This window comes from Evtepia sp. (assembly GCF_056797215.1).
In genome coordinates this window covers 1-24741 of sequence record NZ_JBQILM010000030.1, presented here as the reverse complement: position 1 = coordinate 24741, position 24741 = coordinate 1, and the positions used below count along the sequence as shown (strand labels likewise).

25 protein-coding genes are annotated in these 24741 nt (G+C 55.0%); 17 read left to right on the top strand and 8 right to left on the bottom strand.

The genetic code is table 11. The features are described 5' to 3' along the window. Positions 1–11: 11 nt before the first annotated feature. Both ACTOZL_RS07895 and ACTOZL_RS07890 read right to left on the bottom strand, forming a co-directional pair. Complete coding sequence (locus tag ACTOZL_RS07895) at positions 12–1355, bottom strand: sensor histidine kinase (protein ID WP_482477731.1); 1344 nt, start codon at positions 1353–1355, stop codon at positions 12–14. A gap of 3 nt (positions 1356–1358) precedes the next feature. Next, positions 1359–2072 carry a LytR/AlgR family response regulator transcription factor gene (locus ACTOZL_RS07890; RefSeq protein WP_482477729.1) on the bottom strand — a complete coding sequence of 238 codons (714 nt, stop codon included), beginning with the start codon at positions 2070–2072 and terminating at the stop codon, positions 1359–1361. Positions 2073–2259: 187 nt separating this feature from the next. Between ACTOZL_RS07890 and ACTOZL_RS07885 the strand changes: the two genes are divergently transcribed. From ACTOZL_RS07885 to ACTOZL_RS07825, 13 genes are all read left to right on the top strand, one after another. Further along, positions 2260–3003: an ABC transporter ATP-binding protein gene (locus ACTOZL_RS07885; protein ID WP_482477728.1), complete on the top strand. Its 744-nt coding sequence runs from the start codon at positions 2260–2262 to the stop codon at positions 3001–3003. A gap of 7 nt (positions 3004–3010) precedes the next feature. Continuing rightward, positions 3011–5164 (top strand): FtsX-like permease family protein, encoded by a 2154-nt coding sequence (locus ACTOZL_RS07880; RefSeq protein WP_482477727.1) that lies wholly within the window; start codon positions 3011–3013, stop codon positions 5162–5164. A gap of 74 nt (positions 5165–5238) precedes the next feature. After that, positions 5239–5895, top strand: coding sequence for a hypothetical protein (locus tag ACTOZL_RS07875; RefSeq protein ID WP_482477726.1), 657 nt, complete (start codon positions 5239–5241; stop codon positions 5893–5895). A 232-nt stretch (positions 5896–6127) separates the two neighbouring features. Further along, positions 6128–7315 (top strand): PucR family transcriptional regulator, encoded by a 1188-nt coding sequence (locus ACTOZL_RS07870; RefSeq protein ID WP_482477725.1) that lies wholly within the window; start codon positions 6128–6130, stop codon positions 7313–7315. 137 nt (positions 7316–7452) lie between these two features. After that, entirely contained in the window at positions 7453–7656 is a 204-nt protein-coding gene (locus ACTOZL_RS07865) for a hypothetical protein (RefSeq protein ID WP_482477724.1), read from the top strand. Positions 7657–7695: 39 nt separating this feature from the next. Then, the gene (locus tag ACTOZL_RS07860) at positions 7696–9018 is read left to right on the top strand and encodes an aspartate aminotransferase family protein (protein ID WP_482477723.1); all 1323 of its coding nucleotides are present in this window, start codon (positions 7696–7698) and stop codon (positions 9016–9018) included. 1 nt (position 9019) lies between these two features. Then, entirely contained in the window at positions 9020–9793 is a 774-nt protein-coding gene (locus tag ACTOZL_RS07855) for an SDR family oxidoreductase (protein ID WP_482477722.1), read from the top strand. Between the two features lie 51 nt (positions 9794–9844). Next, positions 9845–10621 carry an N-acyl homoserine lactonase family protein gene (locus ACTOZL_RS07850; protein WP_482477721.1) on the top strand — a complete coding sequence of 259 codons (777 nt, stop codon included), beginning with the start codon at positions 9845–9847 and terminating at the stop codon, positions 10619–10621. A gap of 69 nt (positions 10622–10690) precedes the next feature. Next, positions 10691–12952, top strand: coding sequence for a pyruvate formate lyase family protein (locus tag ACTOZL_RS07845; protein ID WP_482477720.1), 2262 nt, complete (start codon positions 10691–10693; stop codon positions 12950–12952). A gap of 43 nt (positions 12953–12995) precedes the next feature. Continuing rightward, positions 12996–13295, top strand: coding sequence for a glycine radical domain-containing protein (locus tag ACTOZL_RS07840; protein ID WP_482477719.1), 300 nt, complete (start codon positions 12996–12998; stop codon positions 13293–13295). Between the two features lie 43 nt (positions 13296–13338). Then, positions 13339–14307, top strand: coding sequence for a glycyl-radical enzyme activating protein (locus tag ACTOZL_RS07835; RefSeq protein ID WP_482477718.1), 969 nt, complete (start codon positions 13339–13341; stop codon positions 14305–14307). Between the two features lie 36 nt (positions 14308–14343). Beyond that, complete coding sequence (locus ACTOZL_RS07830) at positions 14344–15438, top strand: ethanolamine utilization protein EutH (protein ID WP_482477717.1); 1095 nt, start codon at positions 14344–14346, stop codon at positions 15436–15438. Between the two features lie 31 nt (positions 15439–15469). Beyond that, positions 15470–16363: a carbon-nitrogen hydrolase family protein gene (locus ACTOZL_RS07825; RefSeq protein WP_482477715.1), complete on the top strand. Its 894-nt coding sequence runs from the start codon at positions 15470–15472 to the stop codon at positions 16361–16363. 352 nt (positions 16364–16715) lie between these two features. Here the strand turns inward: ACTOZL_RS07825 and ACTOZL_RS07820 are convergent, their stop codons facing one another. From ACTOZL_RS07820 to ACTOZL_RS07805, 4 genes are all read right to left on the bottom strand, one after another. After that, positions 16716–17249: an RNA polymerase sigma factor gene (locus tag ACTOZL_RS07820; RefSeq protein ID WP_482477714.1), complete on the bottom strand. Its 534-nt coding sequence runs from the start codon at positions 17247–17249 to the stop codon at positions 16716–16718. 275 nt (positions 17250–17524) lie between these two features. Beyond that, positions 17525–17941, bottom strand: a complete 417-nt coding sequence (locus ACTOZL_RS07815) for a hypothetical protein (protein ID WP_482477713.1) — start codon at positions 17939–17941, stop codon at positions 17525–17527. Between the two features lie 74 nt (positions 17942–18015). Then, entirely contained in the window at positions 18016–18738 is a 723-nt protein-coding gene (locus ACTOZL_RS07810) for a DUF4367 domain-containing protein (protein ID WP_482477712.1), read from the bottom strand. Continuing rightward, positions 18735–19298, bottom strand: coding sequence for an RNA polymerase sigma factor (locus ACTOZL_RS07805; protein WP_482477711.1), 564 nt, complete (start codon positions 19296–19298; stop codon positions 18735–18737). The genes ACTOZL_RS07810 and ACTOZL_RS07805 overlap by 4 nt, the downstream gene beginning before the upstream one ends. A 228-nt stretch (positions 19299–19526) precedes the next feature. Here ACTOZL_RS07805 and ACTOZL_RS07800 point away from each other — a divergent pair, with 228 nt between their 5' ends. Both ACTOZL_RS07800 and ACTOZL_RS07795 read left to right on the top strand, forming a co-directional pair. Then, positions 19527–19844: a helix-turn-helix domain-containing protein gene (locus tag ACTOZL_RS07800; protein ID WP_482477710.1), complete on the top strand. Its 318-nt coding sequence runs from the start codon at positions 19527–19529 to the stop codon at positions 19842–19844. 7 nt (positions 19845–19851) lie between these two features. Next, complete coding sequence (locus tag ACTOZL_RS07795) at positions 19852–20112, top strand: sigma factor-like helix-turn-helix DNA-binding protein (protein ID WP_482477709.1); 261 nt, start codon at positions 19852–19854, stop codon at positions 20110–20112. A 120-nt stretch (positions 20113–20232) separates the two neighbouring features. Here ACTOZL_RS07795 and ACTOZL_RS07790 read toward each other — a convergent pair whose 3' ends face one another. After that, on the bottom strand, positions 20233–20934 hold the full coding sequence (locus ACTOZL_RS07790) for a hypothetical protein (protein ID WP_482477708.1): 702 nt from the start codon (positions 20932–20934) through the stop codon (positions 20233–20235). A gap of 195 nt (positions 20935–21129) precedes the next feature. On the opposite strand from ACTOZL_RS07790, the gene ACTOZL_RS07785 reads away from it, so the two are divergent. Then, positions 21130–22272, top strand: coding sequence for an S-layer homology domain-containing protein (locus ACTOZL_RS07785; RefSeq protein ID WP_482477706.1), 1143 nt, complete (start codon positions 21130–21132; stop codon positions 22270–22272). A gap of 180 nt (positions 22273–22452) precedes the next feature. On the opposite strand, the gene ACTOZL_RS07780 is transcribed toward ACTOZL_RS07785, so the two are convergent. Further along, positions 22453–23193 carry a hypothetical protein gene (locus ACTOZL_RS07780; RefSeq protein WP_482477705.1) on the bottom strand — a complete coding sequence of 247 codons (741 nt, stop codon included), beginning with the start codon at positions 23191–23193 and terminating at the stop codon, positions 22453–22455. A gap of 195 nt (positions 23194–23388) precedes the next feature. Between ACTOZL_RS07780 and ACTOZL_RS07775 the strand changes: the two genes are divergently transcribed. Continuing rightward, on the top strand, positions 23389–24516 hold the full coding sequence (locus ACTOZL_RS07775; protein ID WP_482477704.1) for an S-layer homology domain-containing protein: 1128 nt from the start codon (positions 23389–23391) through the stop codon (positions 24514–24516). The last annotated feature ends 225 nt before the right edge of the window (positions 24517–24741 follow it).

Here is a 24741-nt window from a genome sequence, read left to right as displayed (position 1 = left end):
CGGCTTCCGCCTTATTTTCTCCCATTATATTGAATGGATTCCCCCTTGTCAACTGCCCCATCCAGGGGCAGGCAGGCCACCAGCTCAAAGCGCCCGTTTTCCGTTCGGGTTTCCAAGCTCCCCCCGTAGCGCCGGGCGATCTCCCGCATCCCCGCCAGGCCGAAGCCGTGGGCGGATTTGTCCGCCTTGGTGGTGGAGAGGTCGGGGTTCAGCGCCCCCTCCACGGCGTTCTCTACCCGCAGCATAAACAGGCCCTTTTCCACCCGGCAGCGCAGGGTGACAACCTTGTCCTGGGCCTGCTCCGCCGCCTCCATGGCGTTGTCCAAGGCGTTGCCCAGGAGGGCGCAGAGGTCCGGGCCACCGATGGGTAAGTGGGCGGGGAGGGCTGCGGCGAAGTCTCCCCGGACCCCAATCTGTTCCATGGCCTGGGCCTTGGCCACCAGGACCACATTGGCTGTCTCATTCTCGCACAGCCGCAGGCCGCTGTCCAGGGCAGGAGACCCGGCCATCTTCTGAACATACTCCGCTGCCCGTTGGCAGTCCCCGCGCTCCAAAAGGCCCTGGATGGCGGTGAAATGGTTGCGCAGGTCGTGGCGCAGGGCCCGGAGCTGGTTCTGTTCCCGCCGGAGGGCCTGGTAATAGCGCTCCCGCAGGGAGGCCAGGTGCTGTTCCTGCTCTAAACGCTGGGCGTCGTCCAGGGTTTTGAGCAAAAACAACAGGGCTAGGGAGGTCATCAGCACAAAGGGCAGCACCGCCAGCCCCAGGTTCATGGTGACACTGTGGAGCAGCCAGGAGTCGTACTTTTGACGCGTCAGTACCACCACCGCCGCGACGGCGCTCAAGGGCATGGCCGCCAGCAGCGCCGACATGTGCCACAGGCGTGGGGTGAGCTTAGGGGGCTCCTGGGGCAGCCGCCGGCGCAGCAGGAGCCACAGCACCCCCCAGAACAGCAGGCGCAGCAGGCGTGCCGGGGTATTTTGGAGGTCGCTCTGGAATAGGCCCTGGGCCGCGACGATGGGCCACACATAGGTGTCCAGCAGGGCGCTGACCGACATCACGATGCAGAAGAAGATGGTACACACTGTCAACCGCCCCACCCGGTTCCCCTGGGTACACAGGAGCACAATGGTATAAAAGGGCGGCAGGGTAAAGAGCAGGTTGTTGTCCCCCACCCAGATGATCATGCTGATGGAGCAGCCAAAGGTCAGGCACAGCAGCAGCTTCCACCGCAGCTTTGGCTTCACCGGGAGGAACGCCGCGCACAGCCGGGAGGCGAACAAGCCCGCCAGCAGCGGCGGCAGGGCCCACAGCCAGTTGGAGGGGGTCGTGTACCAGAGGATCGCCCGTGCCCACATCCCTCAGTCCTCCAGGGCCGCCCGGGCCAAGGCGGCCAGGGCGGCGGCCCGGTTGGCCCGGCTGATGGGGAGCGCCAGCTCGTTGGACAGGAAAATCTGTCCTCCCTCCACCCGCTCCACCGCCCTGGCGTGGACCAGGTAGCGCTGGTGGACGCGGATGAAGCCGTTCCCCACCGCCTGGGCAACCTCGTCCAGCTTGCCATAGAAGGTGTAGCTGCGTTGGTCTGTGACGCAGGTGACCTGCCGCCGGTCGGAGGAGAAGTACAGGATCCGCTGCCGGGGCACCCGGTAGAGGGTGTCGCCGCTGCGGCAGACGAACACCTTCTCCTCGCCCCCCAGCAGGGCCGCCGCGGCCCGGGAGAGGACATCGTCCAATTGCTCCGGGGCCGGGGGCTTCATCAGGTAGCCCAGGGCCCCCACGGCGTAGCCGTCAAAGACGTGCTCTGCGTAGCCGGTGACGAATACCAGCTGTAGGGTCTCGTCCAGCTGGCGCAGGCGGCGGGCGGTCGCCATGCCGTCCAGGGCCCTCATCTCCATGTCCAAAAACACCAGGTCCAGTTCCCCCAGGTGCTTGCTTAACCAGCCCAGCAGGCCTTCCCCGGAGGAAAACTCAAAAAAACGCCCCTCTGTCCTGCGCTCTTCCAAGGACCGCTCCAAGGCAGCGCGCAGGGTCAGCCGGGCGGAAGCGTTGTCGTCGCAAATCCCGATACGAAGCATATACGCACCCCTCCCTCTCTGAAATGCTAAACACGCAAACAAGCTGCTGCTATTGTACCATAGGCCAAGGAATTCTCCAAACCAAACTTGACAGCAAAGCCCCCAAAGATGACAACCGCGTTTGCAGGGACTCTTTTTTTGCGCTATCCTGACGGAAGAGAACACAGCAGAAAGGATGTGCTTTATTATGCTGACAGTAGAAAACCTACACAAATCCTACCAGGTGGGGAAAACCACCTATGAGGTCCTCAAGGGGGTGTCCCTAGAGGTGGCCGACGGGGAGTTCGTGGCGGTGATGGGCCCCTCGGGCTCTGGCAAGACCACCTTGTTGAACTGTATCTCCTGTTACATCCCCGCCAATGAGGGCAGCATCCGTCTGGGAGAGACGGAATTGGCCCGGCTGGATGAGGATGCCTTGGCCCAGGTGCGCAACAAGAAGCTGGGCTTTGTCTTTCAGGACTTCCTGCTCCTGGACGGACTTACCGTGCGTCAAAATATCCTCCTCCCCGCCATCATCGGGGAGAGCATCTCCCAGCAGGCGGAGGACCGGGCGGACCAGCTCTGTGAGGTCTTTGGCATTGGGCGCATCCGGGAGAAGTACCCGGCAGAGATTTCCGGCGGCGAGAAGCAGCGCACCGCCGTGGCCCGGGCCCTCATCAACCATCCCCTGTTGATCCTGGCCGATGAGCCCACGGGGAACCTGGACAGCAAGTCCAGCCGGGCGGTGATCTCCACCTTTCAGCAGGCCCAGGAATCCTTGGGGGCCACCATCTTCATGGTGACCCACGACTCCTTCGCCGCCTCCTTCTGCGACCGGGTGGTGATCCTCCGGGACGGGGTGGTGTGGCAGGTGCTCTCTAAGGGGGACCAGGCCCGGGAGAACTTCCAGGACCAGCTTCTGGATGCCATCCGGGAAATGGGAAAGGAGTGAGCCCACCATGAAGCACTTTTCCCAAGTCTACGCCACCCTGCGGCGGCACAATCGGAAGCAATACGCCCTGCTGGCAGGCTGCTGCTTCTTCTCGGTGCTGCTTATCACCGCCTATGTGTGTATGATGCGCTCCCCCACCATCCTCACGGTGCTGCCGGAGGGGGGCGACAGCCGCAAGCAGGTGATGATGGTTTTCGTCCTGGCGGTGATTGGCTGCGCCGTATTCACCACCTACGCCGCCGCCCTCTTCCTGCGGCAGAAGTCCCGGGAGAACGGGGTGTTCCTGGCCCTGGGGGCCTCCCGGAAGCAGGTCCAGGGAGAGCTGTTCCGGGAGCTGGGGGTCATTTCCGTGGGCGCCTGCGCCCTGGGCGCGGCCCTGGGGGCCCCTCTGGCCTGGCTGCTGTGGAAGGTATTCCGCCTGTGTGTGGTGGATACGGAGGAAATGGCCCTGCGCTTTGACCCCCAGGCCTATCTTCTCGCCCTGGCCTTCTCCGGGTTCGTCATTCTCGTCACCTTCCTCCTGGGCCACCGCTCCGTCCGGCGCACCAATATCATCGATATTGTCCAGGAGTCCCACAAGTCCGAGCCCATCCGGGATGTGCCCCGGTGGTACGGCCTTCTGGGCATCCTGCTGGTGGTGATTGGCGGGGTGCTGGGGTATATGGCCCCCAGCTTTTTCATCCTCAAGCTGCGCTGGTATCCCCCAGAGGGCTTTATGTCCCTATTTTACCTGCCTGCTCTGGTGGGACTATACATGCTTCTGCTGCACACCGTGGTCAACGGCTGGGGCGGCAGGCGGCGGCAGTACAAGGACCTGATCTCCACCTCTATGATGAAGTTCCAGGGGCGGCAGACGGTGCGCAACATGCTGGTGATGACCCTGCTCATTGCCGGGGCCTATTTTGGCAGCTTCTACAGTCCCATGATGGGCTCCTCCTCCCTGATCGGCTATGCCTCCCGGCCGGTGGACTACGCCTACCACTTCCGGGCAGACCAGGATATCCCCCAGGGCCAGGAGATCCAGGAGATGGCGGCGGAATCTGGTGTGGAGATCACCCGCTATGCCCAGGTCACCATGGCCCGGCTGGGCTTCGATGGAACCTATGGGGTGGAAACGGAGGGCCCTATGGGGGTCACCATAAAGGATGAATACCTGGAGCTGCTGAACTCCCAACCCTTCCTCTCGGTCTCCGATTACAACACCCTCACCGGGGAGGCCCTGCGCCTTCAGCCAGGGCAGGTGGCGGGGATTGTTGACCCCATCAACGGCACCGGCGGGATGTTTAACCCCTACATCACCATTGTCACCAACCCCATCACCGGGGAACGCCTCTCGGTGGAGGCTGTGGAGCCGGTGGCCTATCAGCCGCTGTTTGGTTACTACATCCTCAACGACCAGGACATGGCCCGGCTCTCAGAGGGCCTACCCCTGGACTGGCAGGAGGAGATGGTCGTTTTCGACGTGGCCAACTGCGACGACACCTACTACTTCGCCAAGGAGCTCTACTACAGGATTGTGGACCGCTCCGGGCCAGAGGTGGAGCTGGTGGATTCCTGGGACCCGGTGGTTCGGGCCCGGGAGATCCAGGAAAAGGGCAGGTATGACATGGACCCGGAGAACGTCCAGGAATACACCGGGGCCGATGTGGACTATGACAAGCGGGACAGCAGCAGCTTCCGCCTGTATTGGCAATACATGCCCCAGTTCCGGGTGCTGGACCAGACGGAATTCCTGCGCACCATGGCGGTGTTTATCCTGCTCTTTGTCTTTGTGGCCATCGTCTGCTTTGCCGCGGTGATCATCATCGCCTATACCCGCTGCATGACCATCGCCCTCACCAACCGCAAGGTCTACGACGACCTGCGCCACCTGGGGGCGCCCAGGAAATACCTGTACCAGTCGGTGCGGGGACAGGTGAAGCGGGTGTTCTTTACCCCCACCCTGGTGGGTACCATCCTGATTTATGCTTTCTATATTCTTATCATGCTCTTCAACGGCGACAGTGTGGAGATCAGCTTACCGGAAGCCGTGGGGCTGCTGGCCAGTCTGGGGCTCATCGCAGCCGTTTCCCTGCTGCTGTACGGGGTGTACCGCATGTCCTTGAAGCGGGTCTGCGATGCCTTGGATGTCCAGCGTCCCGGCAAGAAACAACGGGCTTGACGGCTGGGGTAAAATGGGGTATCCTGTCCTTATCCATTCCCTTGGGGAATTTAGAGAGAAAGGACTTGATGACCATGAAACAGTGGAAACAACGCGGCCTGACCTGCCTGCTCCTGACCTTCCTCCTCCTGGCTCTGGCTGGGTGCGGGGACACCAATGAGCCCGGCGGGGAAGAGGGCACATCCGGCCAGGTGGAATCCGTGGTGTACCCGGTGACCATCAACGGCAGTGAAATCCGTGTGGGGGAAACCACCGTGCAGACCCTGCTGGACGCCGGCTTCAAGATCACCACCTCCGAGAAGGACGCCAACATGCAGATCACCCAGTATGAGATCGACCCGGATACGGAGCTGGATGCCGAGTCCTACTACTCTGGCGCGTCCATCTGGGTTACGGACAACATCTTTGCCCATGTCTCCATGGTCACCGAGGAGGCCACCAAGCTGGGCAACGCTGTCATCGCCCGGATGGAGTTCTCCCTCGCCGGCGGCCAGGATGACCCTGGCCTGTCCAACATCCTCTTCAACAACGTGCCTGTCACGGAGCTGAACCGGGAGAAGGCCGGGGAGATGTTCCCCGATTTCACCGGAGACGACGTCATGTGGTTCTCCCCGGCTGAAATGCGGGACTATGAGTACTTCATGAGCTTCTCCATGGAGGATGGCTCTATGACCAAGTTCTCCGCGGAAAAGCAATATGATGTGGATTGGTTGAACACAAACGGGAATTGAACCAACTTGTAAACCATACAAGGCCGGACACCTGAGGGGGTGTCCGGCCTTGTGTGGTTTAGGTGCGATACGGAACAGGTTCCACGAATGCCGATTTTTTAAGTCCCATACAATATTGCCGTCTGCCTTGTAGAGCACAGATCATTTTCGTATAATTTCATAGCAATCGGTGGATGATTCATATAATTCCACATTAGGGAGGGACTGTAAGATGGGGATACCGTGCAACACAATGTTAAGCCTGCCTTATGCCAACCAATTCCGGGTTTTAGCGGGGAAAAGCGGCTTGGGAAATCTCGTACAATGGGTGCATAATTTAGAGGACCCGCGCTATGTGGAATGGCTTCGTGGCGGTGAATTGATCATATTGACTGGGATCATCACAAAAGACGATGCAAAAGTTCTGTGCCGTCTGATGGAGCAGCTCTTTGACAAGCAGGTCGCCGCAGTAGCGGTCAGCTTAAGTGAGTTTATTCCGGTGGTGCCCAAGGAAGTATGCGCCTGCTGTGACCGTTTGGGCTTGCCGCTGCTTGAGCTTCCGGCCCATGTTCGGATTGTTGATATCAGCCGGAGCATCGGCACCACGATTTCCAACAGCCAGAAATGGAACGACGAGCGGGCGATCTTGCTTTTGGACCTGTTGTACGGCAAGCGCTTATCTGAAAAACGGCTGCGCCGCTTCGGCTTTCATGCGCAGCAGCACTTCCGTGTTGTGCAGGTCCAGCTTCTCTGGGAACACAGCGCTGTGGAAGCAAGCAGGCTGCAAGGGGGAATGGTGTTTTACGAAGAGGAAAACCTTTTGTATCAGGCAAAAACCTATATCCAGGAAGAATTGCAAAAGCAGAAACAGGACTGTTGGCTTACGGCCGACGATGATATGATCTTGTGGCTGATTGAAACGGAGCCGGAAAAGCGGGTCGCGCCGCTGCTGCGCTATATCATGTTGTGTTTGCAGGAGAAACTGCCGGATACGGACATTCAAGCTGGCGTCAGCGAAGAATTCACCGATATCCGACGACTGCGAAGCTACGCCGAGCACGCCCGTAAGGCGCTGTTCCTAAACCCGCAAAGGGACGTGGAAGCTCCCATCGCGTTTTATGATGATATGGTGTCCTACCAGCTGTTTGAACAGGCGAGGACGTCCCTGGATCTAAACGAAATGGCGGCCAGAGTGTTGGGCAATCTGCTGCGGGAGGAGCATCGGGACCTGTTGAACAGCTTGCGCCGCTATATTGAGCACGACTGCAACCAAAAGGATGCGGCCAAAGCGCTGTTTTGCCACGTGAACACCCTGTATTTCCGCTTGAAAAAGATCGAGCGGATGCTCCACCGGGACCTGAATCGGATGGACGATCTCTTTGATCTTATGCTGGCCTTGCGGCTGTATGATTTCTGCCAGGATGAGCTTGGCGGCAAGTAAACGAAGAACCAGTCCCCCGGCGCACGTGGCCCAAAGCCTGCGCCGGGGGGACCGGTTCTTTTTTCTCGCTTTTTTGCTGTGCGGTTGAAACAAAAAAATGAAAAGATATTGTGGTTCACCCACAATGAGAGGGAGGCGTGGAAAGAACGCGTTGGCAGCATAAGGCGCCCCCCTCCGAACCCTCGCGCGGCATTCCCCTTGAAACCGCCGCGTGGATTCCTGCCTTTATGATAAAAATTGGGGAGCAGACGGGGCGCGTTTCCTGTATTTTTGAACAAATTGTAAAAGCAAAAGGTGGCTTGTATCGCAAAGCCTTTCTTTTTATACTGCAAGAGAACTGATCATTTCGTATGAACGAGAACACGAAAAGAGGAATCGATATGGGCATAAAAAAATACAACACGGACAAATCAAAGGCGCTGCACCAGGCAGCGACCCCATACCTCTTGGACGGGGTGGGCAGCTCCTTTCACATCAACAGTTACCGGGACTATGCGGTGGCTATGACCCATGGCAAAGGGTCCAAGCTTTACGACTTGGATGGGAACGAGTACATCGACTACGTTTTGGGATTTGGCCCTATGCTGCTGGGGCACTGCCCGGATGCAGTAGACAAGGCCGTAAAAGCCCAGCTGGAGAAGGGGACGCATTTTTCCGCCCCCACAGAAGATATGCGGCGCTTGGCCAAACGGCTGACGGAGATCATCCCCTCCGCAGAGGTGGTCAGCTTTCAGAACTCCGGCACGGAAGTGGTCATGTTTGCCCTGCGCCTGGCGCGGGCCTACACGGGAAAGTACAAGATCGTTAAGTTTGAAGGACAGTATCACGGCTGGTCCGATGAGGAAAAGATCAGCATCGATGCGGACAGCGTGGCAGAGCTGGGGGAGCGAGCGCATCCCAACAAGATCATCCACACCAAGGGGCAGCGGCTCAGCTCAGCGGATGACTTGATCGTCCTGCCCTGGAACGACTTGGCGTGCCTAGAGAAAACCTTACAGGAACAAGGCCAGGAAATCGCCGCGGTGATCATGGAACCCTGCATGTGTGATTCCGGCCCCATCCTGCCCAAGCCGGATTACCTGAAAGGGGTCCGGGCGCTGACGCAGGCCCACGGCGTGCTGCTCATTTTCGACGAGGTCATCACAGGCTTCCGTATGGCGCTGGGCGGCGCACAGGAATATTACGGGGTCACACCGGATATCTCCACCTTCGCCAAGGCCATTGCCAGCGGGTATCCCATGGGGATGGTGGCCGGCAAGCGCGAGATCATGGAGTGCGGCATTCATGCCTCCGGTACGTTTAATGGCAATCCGGTAGGGGTTGCGGCTGCGTTGGCAACCGTGGAGGAATTGTCCAAGCCTGGGGTTTACCAGCGGTTTGACACGCTGGCGGAGCAGTTGGCCGGCGGCCTGCGCACACTGGCCGAGAAGTACCAGCTGAAACTGTATCTCCGCCATGTGGGCAGCATCTTCATCCTTTACTTTGGCTTTGATGAGGATGTGGACGATTTCCGCGACTGGCTGCAAAAGGCGGACACCCCGATGTATGAAAAATTTGTAGAGGGCTGCGAGGACTATGGCGTCCGCCTCACGGACCGCAGAGGCCGCCTGTACCTGTCCACGGCCCACACAGAGGAAGACATCCAGCGCACCTTAATCGTCGCGGACCAGGTTTTGGATGAAATTGTGAAAGGGGAACGGTAACATGAACGAATTTATGAAAGGCTTTCAGTTGGAGGGAAAAACAGCGCTGGTGACTGGCGGCGCGGCAGGGCTTTGTTACGCCATGGCGGAGGGCCTGCACCTGGCGGGGGCCGAGGTGGTGCTGATGGATATTTCCCCTACGGTAGCGGATTCCGCAGCCAAGCTGGGCGCGGCGGGGCCGAAGGTCCATTGGGTCCAGGGGGACTTGAGTGACCAGGAGGCCATCCCTGAGCTCTACGCACAGGCACTGGAGAAACTTGGCGGGCATCTGGACATCCTGGTCAATGGCGCTGGAATACAATTCCGCTGTAAGGCAGAGGACTTCCCGCGTGAGAAGTGGAACCAGATCATTGGGATCAACCTGAACGCGGTATTCCTTCTGGCACAGCAGGCCGGACGGACCATGCTGGAACAGGGCTATGGCCGGATCATCAACGTGGCCTCCATGACCTCCTTCTTTGGCAGCGAAATGATCCCCGCCTACAGCGCCAGCAAAGGCGCAATCGCGCAGTTGACGAAGGCGCTGTCCAACGAGTGGAGCGGACGGGGGGTCTGCGTGAACGCCATCGCGCCTGGGTATATGGTCACAAAGCTGACCGCGGATATGAAGGAAAAGAACCCCGCCCAGTATCAGGAGATCACAAGCCGGATCCCCATGCACCGCTGGGGCCTGCCGGAGGACCTCCAGGGAACGGTGGTCTTTCTGGCCAGCCAGGCAGCCGCCTATGTTACCGGCGCGATCATCCCGGTAGACGGCGGGTATCTGGGAAAATAACGCTTCCGTTACATCGCAAGCCATTTCAACAAAAAAGGAGTACATAGAACTATGGGCATGAAAATCAGTGTTTTATACTTGGGGCGGATGGAATTTCCCCGGTTCCGCCTCGTGGACTGCAAGGATGAATCCGTTATGGTGAAATCGCCGGTGGTGGCGCTGCTGATTCAGCACCCGACCTTGGGGAACATTCTCTACGACAGCGGAAACAGCCCGGAGTATGCCACTGTGTATACCGAGGCCATGCGCCACGACTATCCCATCACGGAGATGATCTCCATCCAGGACGCCTTGGCCGCGAGAGGACTCACCCCAGACGATATCGACCAGATCATCCTCTCCCATCTGCATTTTGACCATGCTGGGGGGCTGGAATACTTTGTGGGAACCAAGGCGATCCGCCACGTTTTGGTGGCCGAAGCCGATTTGAAAGAGGCTTATTTCCGCACGATGACGGGGAACGGCGGCGCTTACATCCGCTCTCTGTTCGATGTGGAAGGGATTCAGTTTGAAACGATCAATGAAAGCACAAAGCTGGCGGATGATCTGGAATTGTTCATTCAGCAGTCCCACACACCGGGCGTGATTGGAATGCTCCTGCGCACGGAGAACCACGGCACGATCCTCACCACCAGCGATACGATCTACACCCAGGACAGCTACGACAATGAACTGCCTCCGGGCGGAACGATCAACAAGACCCCGGAGGAATTTTACACGAACCTTGCGCGGATTCGGCAAATGGAGAAGGACTGCCACGCCACCCTCTTCTTCGGCCATGACTATGACCAGGTACGGCAGTGGGAGGCAAAGGGCTGGATCGACTGATCGTTTTTCTCATGTCCTCTGGCGGAGAACGGAACCGGGATGATTTCCGGGACAAAAGGAGAGAACAAGATGAATACGGAAAAGCACACAGGGACGGCTGCGTTGGGACAGGCCATTCGCGCCGGGACCATTGCCAAGGTGGGGAGTACCAAGCGCATTCAGGAACTGAACGGTATGCTCCATGGCAATCGGCCCAATGTGGATATCACACGTGCCCAGGTCTATACCAGGGTCTACAAAGAAACGGAAGGAATGCCCCCGCTCATGCGCCGCTACAAGGTGTCTGCCGCGGTGTACCGTGCGCTGAGCGATGTGGTCTACGACCATGAACAGCTGGTGGGCTGGCCTACCAAGCGTATCCGCGGCGCGAACTTTGCCATTGAGCTGCACGCCCATTGGCTGGCGGAGGATTTGCCGAACCTGCGCAGCCGGGAATATGACCCCTTTGAGATCACAGACGAGGATTATAAGGCGTTGGAAGAGGAACTGCTGCCCTATTGGAAGGACAAAACCATGGCGGTGCAGTGGGGGTATTATGTCAGTGAGGACGAGTGGAACCGCGCCCAGTTTGGCGGCATCTCCGATGTTTCCAACTACTTGTGCGCCAACGGCTCCCATTTTATCCCCGCCTGGACGGATGTGATCGAAAATGGCTTTGTGAAATATTATGAGCAGGCCAAGGAACTGCGCGGCAAGCTGGACCCCAACGACCCGGCGTCCATTGACAAAAAAATCTTCTACGACGGGATCATTGAAGTGCTGGAGGCGATCCGGGACTGGGGCCAGCGGATGTCCGCCGCCTGCGCCCGGAAAGCCGCCGGAGAAAAGGACCCAAAGCGCAAACAGGAGCTGGAAGGGATGGCTGCCATGATGAAGCGTGTGCCCTGGGGCCCCGCCACTTCCTTCCATGACGCCATAGAAACCGCCTGGGCAGTCTGCTTCTTCCTGTTTGTGGAGGGGGCCGGCCCGTCCATCACCTGGTCCCGTATCGACCAGTATCTCTATCCCTACTATAAAGCCGATGTAGAAAAAGGCATCCTGACACCGGCAACAGCGATGGAACTGATCGAGGAACTGTACGTCCGTGTCAACACCAATGTCTGGTTCCAGTCCAGCCAGATGGCCTACATCTTCGGCGGCTATTACCGCTACCCCCACTTGGACCTGGGCGGCTTGGATGAGAACGGAAAGGATGCCAGCAATGAGCTGTCCTATCTCTTCCTGCGCGCTATGCGCTATGCCCGCACCACCGCCCCCACCGTTTCGCTCATGCTGCACCAGAAAACACCGGACGCGCTGCTTCGGGAAGCCTGTGAGTTATCGGCGGAAGGAATGGGTCACCCGTCCTTCTTCAACTGCGAGAGCCTGTACGCCATGCTAGAGCACCGGGCCGCAGGGCCGGAGGGGCACTCCAAGTATTCCAGAAAGGAAATTTTGAAGTACGGCTCCCCCATTGGCTGTGTGGAACCTGGTGTAGAGGGCCGTCAGTACGGCCATACAGACTCCGGTATCATCAACGTGGCAGGGGCGATGCTGATGGCCGTGACCAACGGTGTGATGCCGGCGGAGTCCGACAATATGTTTGCGGGCAAGCTGCTGACCTTTGAGAGCGGCGCGCCGGACAGCTTCCAGACCTTCGATGAATTTTATGCAGCCGTGAAAGCCCAGGTCAAGTATGCCATTGAAGAATGCCATGGAAATCTGGTCATCTGCGAAAAGCTTCTGGCGGAACAGTTTAGCCTGCCTACCTTCACCATCCTGTTGGACGGCGCGTTGGAGCGGGCGGTGGACGCCACAGCAGGCGGCGCAAAGGTCAATATTGGCCCGACCATTCAAATGGTTGGCTTTGCCACCATGGCGGATTCGGTGGCTGCCATTAAGAAGGTGGTTTTTGACAAGAAAGAAGCCACCCTTCAGGAGGTCCGCGACGCCTGCATGAACAATTTTAAGGGCTATGAAGCCCTCCGCGCCAAGCTGATGGCCGCGCCAAAGTACGGCAACGACGACGACTACGTGGATTCCCTGGCGGCGGATTTGTGGAAGTGGTTTGCGGACTGCACCGTCCGCCTGAAAATGTACCGCGGACACTACTGCGACGCAGCCATTCAAATGGTTCAGTCCAATGTGGGTTACGGTGCCATGACCGGCGCGACACCCAACGGCCGTCTGGCGGGTATGCCCATTTCCGACACCATGTCCGCCTCCCAGCAGGCCGACACCCACGGCCCTACGGTTGCCGCCCGCAGCTATGGGAAATTGGACTTCCCCGCCTATACCAACGGAACGCTGTTGAATATGTGGGTCAGCCAGTCTGAAATGGTGGAGCAGTAAGTTTCTCGATTAGAATGCAATAGATACTTGAAAGGAGAGCGCTATGACAACTGTCCGTGATATCCCCATGGAGCTGCCAGAGGCGACCTATGTTCAACCTGTCTACAAGGAAGCAGGGATGAACAACTTCCTCAATCTGGTGCGCACAATGCTCAATGACTATGGTGTATACCATGTCCAGTTCAACACCATCAACAAGGAGACGCTGATTGACGCCAAGAAACACCCTGAAAATTATCCCACGCTGATCGTCCGCGTAGCCGGCTACAGTGTGTACTGGACGGACCTGGCTGAGCGGGTTCAAAACGACGTCATCAACCGCACCGAGCACAGTTTTTCATAACTCGGGCCTGCGAGGCAATGACCCGATGCAGGAGGGGATTCCCATGGAGGAAAAGAAAGCCCTTGTGTTTGACATTGGACGCTTCCGGAGTACCGACGGCGTGGGGATCCGCACGATCATCTTTTTTAAGGGGTGCCCTCTGCGCTGCCTGTGGTGCAGCAATCCCTTTGGATTGTCCCCCCAAAAGCAGCTTGTTGTGAACCGGGACAAGTGCAGTGGCTGTGGGGCCTGCGTGGAGGCCTGCCCTCATGGAGTCAATGTGATTTCGGGACCGGGTGAGGCGGTGAGTGTGGCGCATAGGGAATGCTTACTTTGTGGGCAATGCGTCAAAGTGTGTATTGCAGGGGCACGGATGATTTCCGGTGTAGAGTACACGGCAAGGGAGCTGTTCCATGAGGCCAACAAGGACGCCATGTTTTACCGGCGGGGCGGAGGCGGCGTGACCCTCTCTGGCGGCGAAGTGTTGTTGCAGCATGAGGTCGCGGCAGAGACGTTGCGTTTATGTAGGGAAGCTGGCCTAAATACCTGTATTGAGACCTCTGGCTTTGCACCCTGGGCGCATCTATGGCTGGTGGCGCAGTATTGTCACACGGTCTTTTACGATGTAAAACACATGGACCGCGAAAAAAGCAAGGCCCTTACCGGCGCTTCCAACGAGATGATCTTGGACAATCTTCAGCGGCTGTGCCACGTGCTGCCCTCGAAAGGCGGACGGGTGATCGTCCGGATGCCAGTTGTCCCAGGCTATAATGATACAGACGAAGAGATCATCCGTGCGGCCCGTTTTGTTGCGACATTGGAAAACCATCCGGAATGGAACTTGCTGTTGTACCATGATTTAGGCGCAAGTAAATACGCAATGATCGGTCAGCAATACGCCTTACCAGGCCATATAGAAAACCGGAAGAAGAAAGATGCCAGAATACAGGAGATCTACGAACTATGTAAAAAATATGCACCTGGCATCCGGGTCAGCATCGGGGGTGATGCGATCCAAAGGGGATGTGAGTGAAGAGCAGACTGGTTTACGATACAAAAGGAGGTCTTTATGTCATTTAGTGAAATTACAATGTGGATCATGGCGATCTTGGCCCTGGTGGGTGGCATCGACCGGATCATAGGGAACAAACTGGGCCTGGGCGAAAAATTTGAAGAGGGCTTCAACGCCATGGGGCCTTTGGCCTTGGGCATGGTGGGAATCGTATGCCTTGCCCCTGTGATTTCTGATATCGTGGCGCCGCTCATTGCCCCGGTGCTATCCCTGATTGGCGCGGACCCAGCCATTTTTGGCTCAATCCTGGCAAACGATATGGGGGGCTATCAGCTTTCTATGTCCCTTTCCACCAATGAGCAGGCCGGGCTGTACTCCGGTTTGATCGTGGCCTCCATGCTGGGCAGTACACTGGTGTTTTCCATCCCAGTGGGCCTGAGCCTGATCGACAACGAGGACCGTCCGTACTTCGCCAAAGGCCTGCTGATCGGTATGATCACGATCCCGGTAGGTTCCATCGCAGGCGGACTCATGGCCGGTTACGACATCGTCATGGTTCTGCTCAATACCGTTCCCGTTTTGATCGTCTCTATTCTTCTGGCCATTGGCCTGAAGTTTATCCCCGACGCGATGACCAAAGGCTGTGTCATATTCGGAAAGTTCGTGATCATTTTAATTACAGTCGGCCTCACGGCTGCCGCCTTTGAATTCATGACAGGAGTGGTGCTCATCCCCGGTATGGCACCCATCGAAGAGGCCATGAGCACCGTGGCGGGGATTGCCATCGTTTTGCTGGGGACCTTCCCGCTGCTCTCCATGTTGACAAAGGTGCTGGACAAGCCCCTCACCGCGGTGGGACAGAAAATCGGTCTGGATGCCAATTCCGCCGCAGGTATGTTCTTCTCCCTTGCCAACAGTATCCCTGTATTCAAAATGATGAACACCATGAGCAACCGGGGAAAGATCGTCAACATTGCGTGGCTGGTATGCGCCGCCGGGGCGTTGGGCGACCATGTTGGCTTTACCGCAGGCGTTCACCCGGAAGCGATCGCACCTGTTGTGCTCTCAAAGCTGTTTGGTGCCGCCGTAGCGGTTGTGATCGCGCTGGCAATGACAAGAGATATGGCCGTGAAAGCGGCGGAGAGCAAATAAACAAACTGGATCATGAAAGGACTGGAAAACTATGCGAGACATTATCAATTTGGGCGTTGTGAACTTCAAAGTGGCCACAGGGGACAAGCAAGCAAACCTTTCCAGAATCAAGGAGTATGCCATTGCGGCAGGGAAGCGCGGTGCGGATATGATCGTCTTTCCGGAAATGTGCCTGATGGGATATGACTATTTCATCGACGAGAAGATCGACCGGAGCGAAAAGATTGCCGCAACGGAAACCGTAAACGGTCCGTCGGTGAAGGTTTTGGAAGCCGTGGCCAAGGAATACGGGATGTACATCATCTTCGGGATGTCCGAAAAACGTTCCGAGGATGCGGAGGACCTGTATAACTCGGCGGTTGTCCTAGGTCCCAATGGCCTGGTCGGGTCCTATCAGAAGATACACCCCTTTGGCACGGAAAATCTGTGGTGCAAAAAGGGGGAGGACCCCTTCATCTTTGATACGGAGTGGGGTCCCATCGGGCTGGGCATCTGCTATGACAGCTATCAGTTCCCGGAATTGGTCCGCTATTATGTGTATAAGGGTGCGCGTCTGTACCTGAACCCCACAGCTGTAATCGAGGAGATTCCCAACGAGGGCAGCCGGGAGGCATTTCGCCGCTGCTACACGCCACATCTGGAATACAGTGTGCTGGCAAGTTCCATCTATATCGCAAGCTCCAACCTAACCGGCTACGATGCCACCAGTTATTTCGGCGGTGGCAGCATGATTATCGGTCCCAAGACCAATGCGTTCGGAGAAGTGGACGTGACTTGCTATTGCGGGGACGATAACAACTATCAGGTCGGTCTGTTCTTGGAGACGATTGATCTCTCCCTGGGCGTCCGCCACCAGTGCATTGACAATCCGTGTGCTGGTGAGCCTGACTTCAGACCCGAAATTTACAAGAAGTTCTATGAATAAACAGTGCGGAGGATTTTCCTTGTCTCTAACATGTAGTCCCTCCTCATGCCAATACTAGAGGGTTCGGTATTTCCTGCTTTCTATTTCTCCCATAATAAAAGGGCCAAAAACCAGCAAATTCAGCTGGTTTTTGGCTCTTTTGGCACCGAAGAGGAAAGAATCAAAAAGTTGTAACACTTGGTTCGGATAAGGTATACTACAAACGAACAAAGGAGGAAGCAGCATGGCCCAAGTCTATAGCGAAGAATGCCGGATATTACAACCACATACTGCAAATTTCCCTGTCTTTTTCCCAAAAGAAATCCAGGATATTCACAAAAGAATCGCAGAACTGCAAAAAGAAAATCTTTTCCTAAAGCCGCTCTCTCAGCTTTTTCAATGCCCGCTGTTTGATCTGGTTGATATTTTGCTTACTGGTCGAAAAACGCTCTGCGATTTCCACAGAGCGATACCCCCAATAATAGACCAGAAGCAATACCTGGCGTTCTTTTTCTGTTAAGCTGGGACATAGGTCTAAGAGGTCAAGGAACTGCTGTTTTTCCCGCTTGTCCTCATAGGCAATGGCCTCCAACTTCTGGGCCTCCGTGGCGTCGTCCAGGGAGGCCACTGCCTGGGGGCGGGAAAAGTACTGTTTCAAAAAAGCGTTGTATGTATTGCGGACAGAGGCGGCGATGTAGTTCACCAGAGCACCGTCCTCTGTATTGCGCAGCTTGTCCAGGGGCAAGGCATAGACCAACTCGATAAAGGCCAGCGTCATGTCGTTGAGGGCATCTTCCCAAAAGAGCTTACGGCTGTATTTCTTTAAAATTGGCTCGAATTTCTCGATCAGGGCTTCCATCTCTTCAGAGCAGCCCTGTTGGGCACGAACGATTTGCTCCATCAGCATTTTATAGACTCCTATTCCGGGGGGATAGAAGTTAGGGATAAAAATGCTACGATAAAGTAAACGTCCGCTTCAAAATATGCAGTTTTTTATTTCATATCTTGAAAAGCACAAAGAGAGAGAGGTTGCCCTATAAAATAAAACGAGACTGTGCGCAAATTGCAACACAGTCTGACAAGAAATTTCAATATTTTTCTAAATTTTACAAATTATAGCGGGCCCCGTCAGTAGCACGGGGCCCGCCTTGGTGTTTGAGCGTTGGGAGTTAAGATGAGTAATCAGTAAGTGACAACACTTGAATATTTTACTTCATCATCAACAAGTGTTCCGCTGGAATTATATACCTTAATTGATGTTTTTAAACGATAGCTAGAACCTTTATCAGCAATTCTACTTGCATCTAAAGGGTGACGAGTTCCACCGGAACTTGTCCAAGTGGCTATTGCTTTGAATTCTCTTCCAGGTCCCCCTTGTAATGTCCAGGTTATATTTGCAGAATACCCTGTTTTTATGGTCACCAAGTCCTTACAAAAAACGGTTCCAGAAGAAATTGTTACAAGGGGATCTGCCCTTAGAAGTCCGATATACATCGGTTCGATTGCAGATGGCTGAGCAGCCAATGCTGTTGTTCCGCTACCAAGAATGATAAGTAGGCTCATAAGAACTACTATGCTTTTTGCTGTGTGTCTTTTCATAAATACCTCCCATTATTAGCCAACGCTCATAAAGAAGACACACATTTGCTTTAAATGCAACAAAAAATTTTCTTTCAGGCAATACTTTCTGCTATTTTTAGCATAGTTTCTATAGATAGCCCCTCTGTATTAACGAAATAAACAATATTTTTTTCAGTGTCTAACCAAAGGATTCTTGCTTCCTTGTTTTTTGTAATCAAGGTTGCTTCAAATCCATGCATTGTTGTAGAAATAATGTTAGCATCTTCTGTGTCGATAGAAGAAGTTCCGATGGGAAGGGATTTTTCAATCATAATGACATTCCCTTGGTTATCTTCATAATCTTCCCAAGAGTGGTTACTGATAGAGCCTTCCTCGCGAATATAGAACCCATCTGGAAGCCACCCAACATTGATTTCAAGGTCTTTGGGAGTTTCGGCATCCGTTTGATAAGTGAAATCGGTGTGGGTTTCATATATGTTTTTAATTGTATTGATAACTTTTGCCCGTACATTAGGGAACGCCGCAAAGGTAGCACCCATCAAAAGGGCAAGCAAGATAACGGCAACAACCGCCACCCGGAGCCCCTTGCGCAGGGTGCCCGTGTGCCGGCGTTGCGGTTTCTTTTTGGTAAAGGCAGTTTGAATGGTTTTGTAGGCGTGCTGTTGGATCGCTTGGGGTACCTCCGCGTCGGGGATTTCTAGCAGATGCTGGTTCTCTTCCAGCATCTGCGCTCCCTCTGCCTGGGCCACCCGGTCCATCATGATCTTAAATAGGATGTCCTCATATTCTAATTGCAGTTCTTCTTCCCGTTTCATGTTTTCATCTCCTTTTTTTGCATTTGTGCCAAAACCTTTTTCCGCACGCGGGTCAATTTCATGCGTACGCTGGCGCTTTGGCAGTGGAGCCCGGCGGCCAGCTCCTGGTCGGTATAGCGCAGGATGTAACGCCCCTCCAAAAGGAAACGGTCTTCTTCAGGCAGTTCCTGCCAGACGTCCCAAAAGCGCTCCATCTGCTCCTGGGAAATGATCCTGTCCTCAAAGGAGGGGGCTGGGGAGGGAAGCCGTTCCATGTCGTCGGTCCAGGGGAGGATATTCTTTTCTTCCGTGGCCCGCTTGCGCAGGTAGGAATAGGCCGTGTTGCGCACAGCCACGCAGATGTACGCAGCCAGGGGGGCTTCTTCCATGGTCTGTAACAGAGGCACCTTCTGGGTCAGCTTGAGCAGGGTCTCCTGCACCACATCTTCCCTGGCGTGGGGAGCGCCGGGGAGATGCTTGCTGGCCACAGAGTACATCAGGCGGGCGTAGCGCTCATAAAGCCGGCAGAGGAATGCCTGCGGGTTTTCTTCTGCGTCGGTGCAGGAAAAAATGGAAATCATGGCTCATACCTCTTTCTCTCTTTGTGCCGCGGACAGGGAACTGGAAACATCCCCTAATAGGAGACATCACAATATCCTGTTTGCAACAATTTAAAAAAATTTCTTTTACTCTAATTTTATCATATTTTTAGCGTATAATTGGCATAAAATATTGTATTTCTGCATATTTCGAGCGTTTCGTTCCTGGGAATATATAATAGGAATCAATACATTGCTGGAGCGTGTACAATGGCAAAATTCGGAGAAATCTTACAGGAATTGAGAAAAGATCGCGGGCTGTCGCAGCAGGACCTGGGGAAAATTTTGCATGTGACACCTGGTACGATTTCAAATTATGAGAATAATGTCAGTCTCCCTGGGGTGGAACGGTTGGTAGAAATGGCAGAGTTTTTCCAAGTGTCAACAGATTACTTGCTGGGGCGGTGCAGTTCCAGGCTCTCTCCCGATGCTTGGAACAAGGCTGCTTTAGGGGAACGCACCGTGGGGGAGCTTATCCATACAATTCGCGGCTTGTCCCCGGACCAACGGGGGGCACTGGCTTTTTGATGAGAAGATGGATTCCCTGTCCGACGACCCAATTGAGGACTTCTTGGAACAACAAAGTATTTTGGATGATTTGGACTGCCTGCGTCGGGTTTGGCCCAAACTGGACCCGCGCAGCCAATACCTCTTAGAAGCACGGTATATTTTAGAAAAGCCGTTGGATAAGATGGCAGAGGATTTGGATATGAACCCCGGGAGTTTACGGGTGTTTCTCACCAGGGCAAAGCGGCGAGCCAAAGCCCTGATGCTTGCAGAGATGCCTGAGGAATAATTTTCCCTCTATTATTTACAACGTGATATCCTGGAAAATGCAACAATAAATTTGGGTGTGCCGCAGACAAACGCTGCGGCACACCCGGTTGGAGGCTATGCGGGGTTGGTTTCTGTGGCGTTATGCCCAGTGGTCAATGCGGAACTCCTCGCCGTAGTTGTTGATGTTCAGAAGCTGGGCTTTGGGGAACTCTTCGGTCCAAGCCACCTGACAAAGGTTGGTGTTGATTCCCCAGAGTTCATACTTGCTGCCGTTATAGATGCCGTTGTTGGCAAACTTGCCGCCAATCATGTAGGTTTCATCCGAGTTATTGCTGACATTGCCAGAGGAGGGAACCAGAGAGGCAAAGCGGTAATACCCGCACCAGCCGTTTTCACGCTTCGCTGCTTTGAACGTACGGTCAAACGTTGTGCCAACGTTCTTTCCGTTTGCATCCAGGAACTGAACGTACATGTGTACGTGTTCATCGTCGATGGGCTTTACAACAACACTTGCGGTGGCAGCGTTGCTGGGAGACGTGTACGCCTCAAAGGAGCCCCAGGCTTTGCCCAACACATCGTAGTAGAAGGGGAACCAGCCCTTTCCAGTGCTGCACAGGCCTGCATCAAAGCCATCAGTCCCCTTGGCTTGGAGGCCCAAGGAAATATAGGCGTTCCGGGGAATTGCTGCGGATACTTTCAGCTGTGTCGGCAAAACAATGCTTGAAAATACCTCTGTGTACGTCTTGGTAGAGAGTTCCTTAGAGAAGGCATAGAAGTAGCCTCCGGCATCTTCCTGGTGGAAGCTTGCGCTGGTGCCTTTGTACATATGGGTGTTACTCATTGGTTTCATTTCCTTTCGTGTTTGGTTTCGTGTGCACACATAAGGGAAAGAAAACTTCTGCATTGAGAAGTAAACGCTGGAAGAAATGAAATTATTTTTCTTTTTTATGTTGCAAATCGTAGCTTGCCGCGTTGTATTAATTGGAGACGTATTTGTACCTGCCGCCCCAGAGCGGCGCCGAGAAAGGAGAACCCTATGAAACGATGGAAAACCCTAACAGCGACCCTGTTGGCTGCGGCGGTCCTGCTGCCCACAGCCCAGGCTGCTCATACCCACCCGGAGGTTCCACCCCTGGAAGATCCCGGCATTTATTCTGCCTGGGCAAAGGAGGGCGTCCAACGGGCCCGGGCTGAGGGACTTTCTATGAGTACCGGCAACAGCGATTATACCATCCCTGCCACCCGGAATGAATTCCGCGATGCCGCTATGTCGTATGTAGTCGCTAACCAGGAGCAGGCCTACCTGCCTGAGCTGGTGGAGTACTATCTGGCAGAAAAGGACGAGCAGGGCGAGATGAAGCTGGTTTTTCAGGATAAGCCTCTGGTCGTTGGGACCGACCGGGACAACTCCATCGCCTATTACCTGGGTTTGGTGGACGGCCGGAAGCCTGGCTATTTCGACCCCGACGCCCAGGTCACCCGCCAGGAGGCGGCGGTGATGCTGGCCAAGGCCTACCGGGTAATCGGCAAGGACCTCCCAGAGGATACCAAAGAACTGCCCTTCACCGACAAGGATCAGATTGCTGACTGGGCCCAAGAGAGCGTGGCGGCGATGTATACCTGGGGTATCCTCCAAGGCAAGGAGGACGGGAGCTTCGATCCCCAAGGTCCTTTTACCCGGGAACAATGCTTGTTGACCTTCCTGCGGCTCTATGAAAATGCCCCCGTGAGCCGGAAGAATGGGAACGTGGAGCCAATGTTCACCTATCAACAGGTGATGGAGATGCTAGAAAAGCATGTCCATCGCGAAGAGAAGCATCTCATGGAGTTTTCCCGCTGGGAAGGCTCCACTGCTACCGTGATTCGCCAGCTTTCTCAGGGGCCGGTGTTTAGTGTCACTAGAACCTTTTTTGTCTATCAGGATGGCCGCTGCCGCTTTTTTGACCTTGGAGTGTGTAACATCCATGGCTCAATCCTGAGCGGCTCTGTGGAGGTGAAGGATGGGGCATTTTCTGAGGATGGCCGTATTTTCACCTGCACGGCAGTGCTGACAGGGGACAGCAAAGCAGACAATGGCAGCGAGGAGGGCGTAGTTGTCCACCGGGCCGGGCTATACCACATCACCGTGGATGTGGAGACCCTGGAAGTGACCCAGACCTGGGAGCCCTTGCCGGCCTGAGGGTGACGGAGAAATCAGCAAACAGAACAACGTCCCGGAAAGAAAGCACTTTCCGGGACGCTTCTTTTCTATTACTTACAACGCCGTATTCTGAAAAATGCAACAATAAATTTGGGTGTGCCGCAGACAAACGCTGCGGCACACCCGGTTGGAGGTTATGCGGGGTTGGTTTCTGTGGCGTTATGCCCAGTGGTCAATCTTGAACTCTTCGCCGCTGGACGTAATATTCGCCAACTGCGCCTTCGGGAACGTCTCCACCCAAGCAACCTCACAGAGGCTGGAACTTCCTGTGATGCCCCAGGGTACATAGGTTTTGCCGTTGTAAATCCCCGTGTTCGTGAACTTGCCGCCGAGCATATAAGTCTCATCGGAGTCATTGCTGGGGCTGGAATTAGAGGGGATCAAGGAGGCGAAGCGGTAGTAGCGGTTCCAGCCACTTCGGCGTGCAACATCTAAATCACGGTCAAATGTTTGTCCAACATTTTTGCCATTTGCATCCTGAAACTGGATATACATATGGACCTTGGTGTTGCTAATTGGCTTTATGACAATACCTGCATTGGTTGCATTGCTGGGGGCAGTGAACTCCTGGAACACCATACTATGGTGAAGATTTACCTCTTTTCCCTCTGAATTAATTATTGTATCATAGGGTTTACAGTCATGATAGCAAGGAAACCAGCCCTGGCCGAAATTTCCTAAGCCCATATCAACGCCAAATGCTTCTTTGCAGCGAATACCAAAAGCGATATACGCATTTCTGGAAATTGCTGCTGTCTGTTTCAGCCGTGTAGGCAGAACAACGTTCGCAAAAACCTCCGTGTAAGTTGCTGTGGACAGTTCTTTGGAATAGGCATAGAAATAGCCGCCAGCATTTTCGTCCTTGAAAATCACCTCGTTGTTGGAGCTTCCTTTGTACATGTGACGCATATTTTTTATTTCCTTTCGTCTTTGTATTGTGTGCACACATGAGGGAAGGAAGGAATTTGCAGCAAAAAGTAAACGGGAAACAAAAACTTTTAATATTTCTGTTGCAAATCAACTTTTGCTGCGTTGTATATAGCAGAGGCATATTGTACCTTCCGCCCCAGGGCGGCACAGAGAAAGGAGAACCCTATGAAACGATGGAAAACACTGACGGCGGCCCTGTTGGCTGCGGCGGCCCTGCTGCCCACAGCCCAGGCTGCCCACACCCACCCAGAGGTTCCACCCCTGGAAGATACCAACCTGTATTCCTCTTGGGCAAAGGAGGGCGTACAGCGGGCTCTGGCCGAGGGTATTTCTATGGATATTTCGGGCGATTATACCGTCCCCGCCACTCGGAACGAATTTCGGAAGGCAGCTATGACTTACGTAGCGACCAATCAGGAGCAGGACTTTCTGGGGTCGCTCGTGGCGCGCTATCTGGCCGAGAAGGACGAGCAGGGCAATATGAAGCTGGTTTTTCAGGACAAGTTGGAGGACGTTGAATACAACCGCCAGACAGACCGAGGAAACTCTCTCGCCTATTACTTAGGCGTGGTGGATGGCCGCAGCCCCGGCCATTTTGATCCGGACGCGCCAATCACTCGCCAGGAGGCGGCGGTCATGCTGGCCAAGGCCTATCGGGTGGTGGGGAAGATGCTCCCAGAAGTGAGCGAAGACCTTCCCTTCCAAGATGTGGAGCAGATTGCTGACTGGGCCAAGGAAAGTGTGGCGGTGATGTATCACTGGGGTATCCTCCAAGGGAAGGAGGACGGGAGCTTCGATCCCCAGGGCTCCTTCACCCGGGAACAATGCCTGTTGACTTTACTGCGGCTCTGTGACAGCGCCCCTGTGAGCCGGAAGAACGGAAATGTGGAGCGTATGTTTACCTATGACCAGGTTATGGGGGTGCTGGGAGAAGAGAATGAGCTTGCCCGCTGGGAAGGCCCCACCGCTACATTGATTCGCCATATTTCTATGGGGCCATTGATTCGTCCCACTACCACCTTTTTCGTCTATCGGGATGGACGCTGCCGCTTTTTTGACCTTGGAATATGTAACATCCATGGCGTAATCCTGAGCGGCTCTGTGGATGTGAAGGATGGGGCATTTTCTGAGGATGGCCGTATTTTCACCTGCACGGCAGTGCTGACAGGGGACAGCAAAGCAGACAATGGCAGTGAGGAGGGCGTAGTCGTCCACCGGGCCGGGCTATACCACATCACCGTGGATGTGGAGACCCTGGAAGTGACCCAGACCTGGGAGCCCTTGCCAGCCTGAGGGTGACGTAGGAATCAGCAAACAGAGAAAGCGCCCTGGAAAGAAAGCTCTTTCCGGGGCGCTTCTCTGTTTTACTGCACAGGCTCCACCATCTGCGCCGGGCCCCAGAAGCGGGTGTAGAGGGTGTCAACGCCAATTTGAAATTGTAAGAAAACGCCGAAGAAATTTTGTAGTTTTTCGGCGGGGGGGGGTAACAAAACTAAGCGTTTCCTTGCTCAAAAAGAG

Bases quoted from the DNA above. Each gene is read 5' to 3' on its own strand.
- ACTOZL_RS07855 (WP_482477722.1), top strand. From the start codon at position 9,020: ATGAACGAATTTATGAAAGGCTTTCAGTTGGAGGGAAAAACAGCGCTG.
- ACTOZL_RS07830 (WP_482477717.1), top strand. From the start codon at position 14,344: ATGTCATTTAGTGAAATTACAATGTGGATCATGGCGATCTTGGCCCTG.
- ACTOZL_RS07785 (WP_482477706.1), top strand. From the start codon at position 21,130: ATGAAACGATGGAAAACCCTAACAGCGACCCTGTTGGCTGCGGCGGTC.
- ACTOZL_RS07780 (WP_482477705.1), bottom strand. From the start codon at position 23,193: ATGTACAAAGGAAGCTCCAACAACGAGGTGATTTTCAAGGACGAAAAT.
- ACTOZL_RS07870 (WP_482477725.1), top strand. From the start codon at position 6,128: ATGTTAAGCCTGCCTTATGCCAACCAATTCCGGGTTTTAGCGGGGAAA.
- ACTOZL_RS07815 (WP_482477713.1), bottom strand. From the start codon at position 17,941: ATGAAAAGACACACAGCAAAAAGCATAGTAGTTCTTATGAGCCTACTT.
- ACTOZL_RS07880 (WP_482477727.1), top strand. From the start codon at position 3,011: ATGAAGCACTTTTCCCAAGTCTACGCCACCCTGCGGCGGCACAATCGG.
- ACTOZL_RS07840 (WP_482477719.1), top strand. From the start codon at position 12,996: ATGACAACTGTCCGTGATATCCCCATGGAGCTGCCAGAGGCGACCTAT.
- ACTOZL_RS07795 (WP_482477709.1), top strand. From the start codon at position 19,852: ATGGATTCCCTGTCCGACGACCCAATTGAGGACTTCTTGGAACAACAA.
- ACTOZL_RS07875 (WP_482477726.1), top strand. From the start codon at position 5,239: ATGAAACAGTGGAAACAACGCGGCCTGACCTGCCTGCTCCTGACCTTC.
- ACTOZL_RS07835 (WP_482477718.1), top strand. From the start codon at position 13,339: ATGGAGGAAAAGAAAGCCCTTGTGTTTGACATTGGACGCTTCCGGAGT.
- ACTOZL_RS07810 (WP_482477712.1), bottom strand. From the start codon at position 18,738: ATGAAACGGGAAGAAGAACTGCAATTAGAATATGAGGACATCCTATTT.
- ACTOZL_RS07805 (WP_482477711.1), bottom strand. From the start codon at position 19,298: ATGATTTCCATTTTTTCCTGCACCGACGCAGAAGAAAACCCGCAGGCA.
- ACTOZL_RS07860 (WP_482477723.1), top strand. From the start codon at position 7,696: ATGGGCATAAAAAAATACAACACGGACAAATCAAAGGCGCTGCACCAG.
- ACTOZL_RS07820 (WP_482477714.1), bottom strand. From the start codon at position 17,249: ATGCTGATGGAGCAAATCGTTCGTGCCCAACAGGGCTGCTCTGAAGAG.
- ACTOZL_RS07890 (WP_482477729.1), bottom strand. From the start codon at position 2,072: ATGCTTCGTATCGGGATTTGCGACGACAACGCTTCCGCCCGGCTGACC.
- ACTOZL_RS07845 (WP_482477720.1), top strand. From the start codon at position 10,691: ATGAATACGGAAAAGCACACAGGGACGGCTGCGTTGGGACAGGCCATT.
- ACTOZL_RS07850 (WP_482477721.1), top strand. From the start codon at position 9,845: ATGGGCATGAAAATCAGTGTTTTATACTTGGGGCGGATGGAATTTCCC.
- ACTOZL_RS07895 (WP_482477731.1), bottom strand. From the start codon at position 1,355: ATGTGGGCACGGGCGATCCTCTGGTACACGACCCCCTCCAACTGGCTG.
- ACTOZL_RS07800 (WP_482477710.1), top strand. From the start codon at position 19,527: ATGGCAAAATTCGGAGAAATCTTACAGGAATTGAGAAAAGATCGCGGG.
- ACTOZL_RS07885 (WP_482477728.1), top strand. From the start codon at position 2,260: ATGCTGACAGTAGAAAACCTACACAAATCCTACCAGGTGGGGAAAACC.
- ACTOZL_RS07775 (WP_482477704.1), top strand. From the start codon at position 23,389: ATGAAACGATGGAAAACACTGACGGCGGCCCTGTTGGCTGCGGCGGCC.
- ACTOZL_RS07825 (WP_482477715.1), top strand. From the start codon at position 15,470: ATGCGAGACATTATCAATTTGGGCGTTGTGAACTTCAAAGTGGCCACA.
- ACTOZL_RS07790 (WP_482477708.1), bottom strand. From the start codon at position 20,934: ATGAGTAACACCCATATGTACAAAGGCACCAGCGCAAGCTTCCACCAG.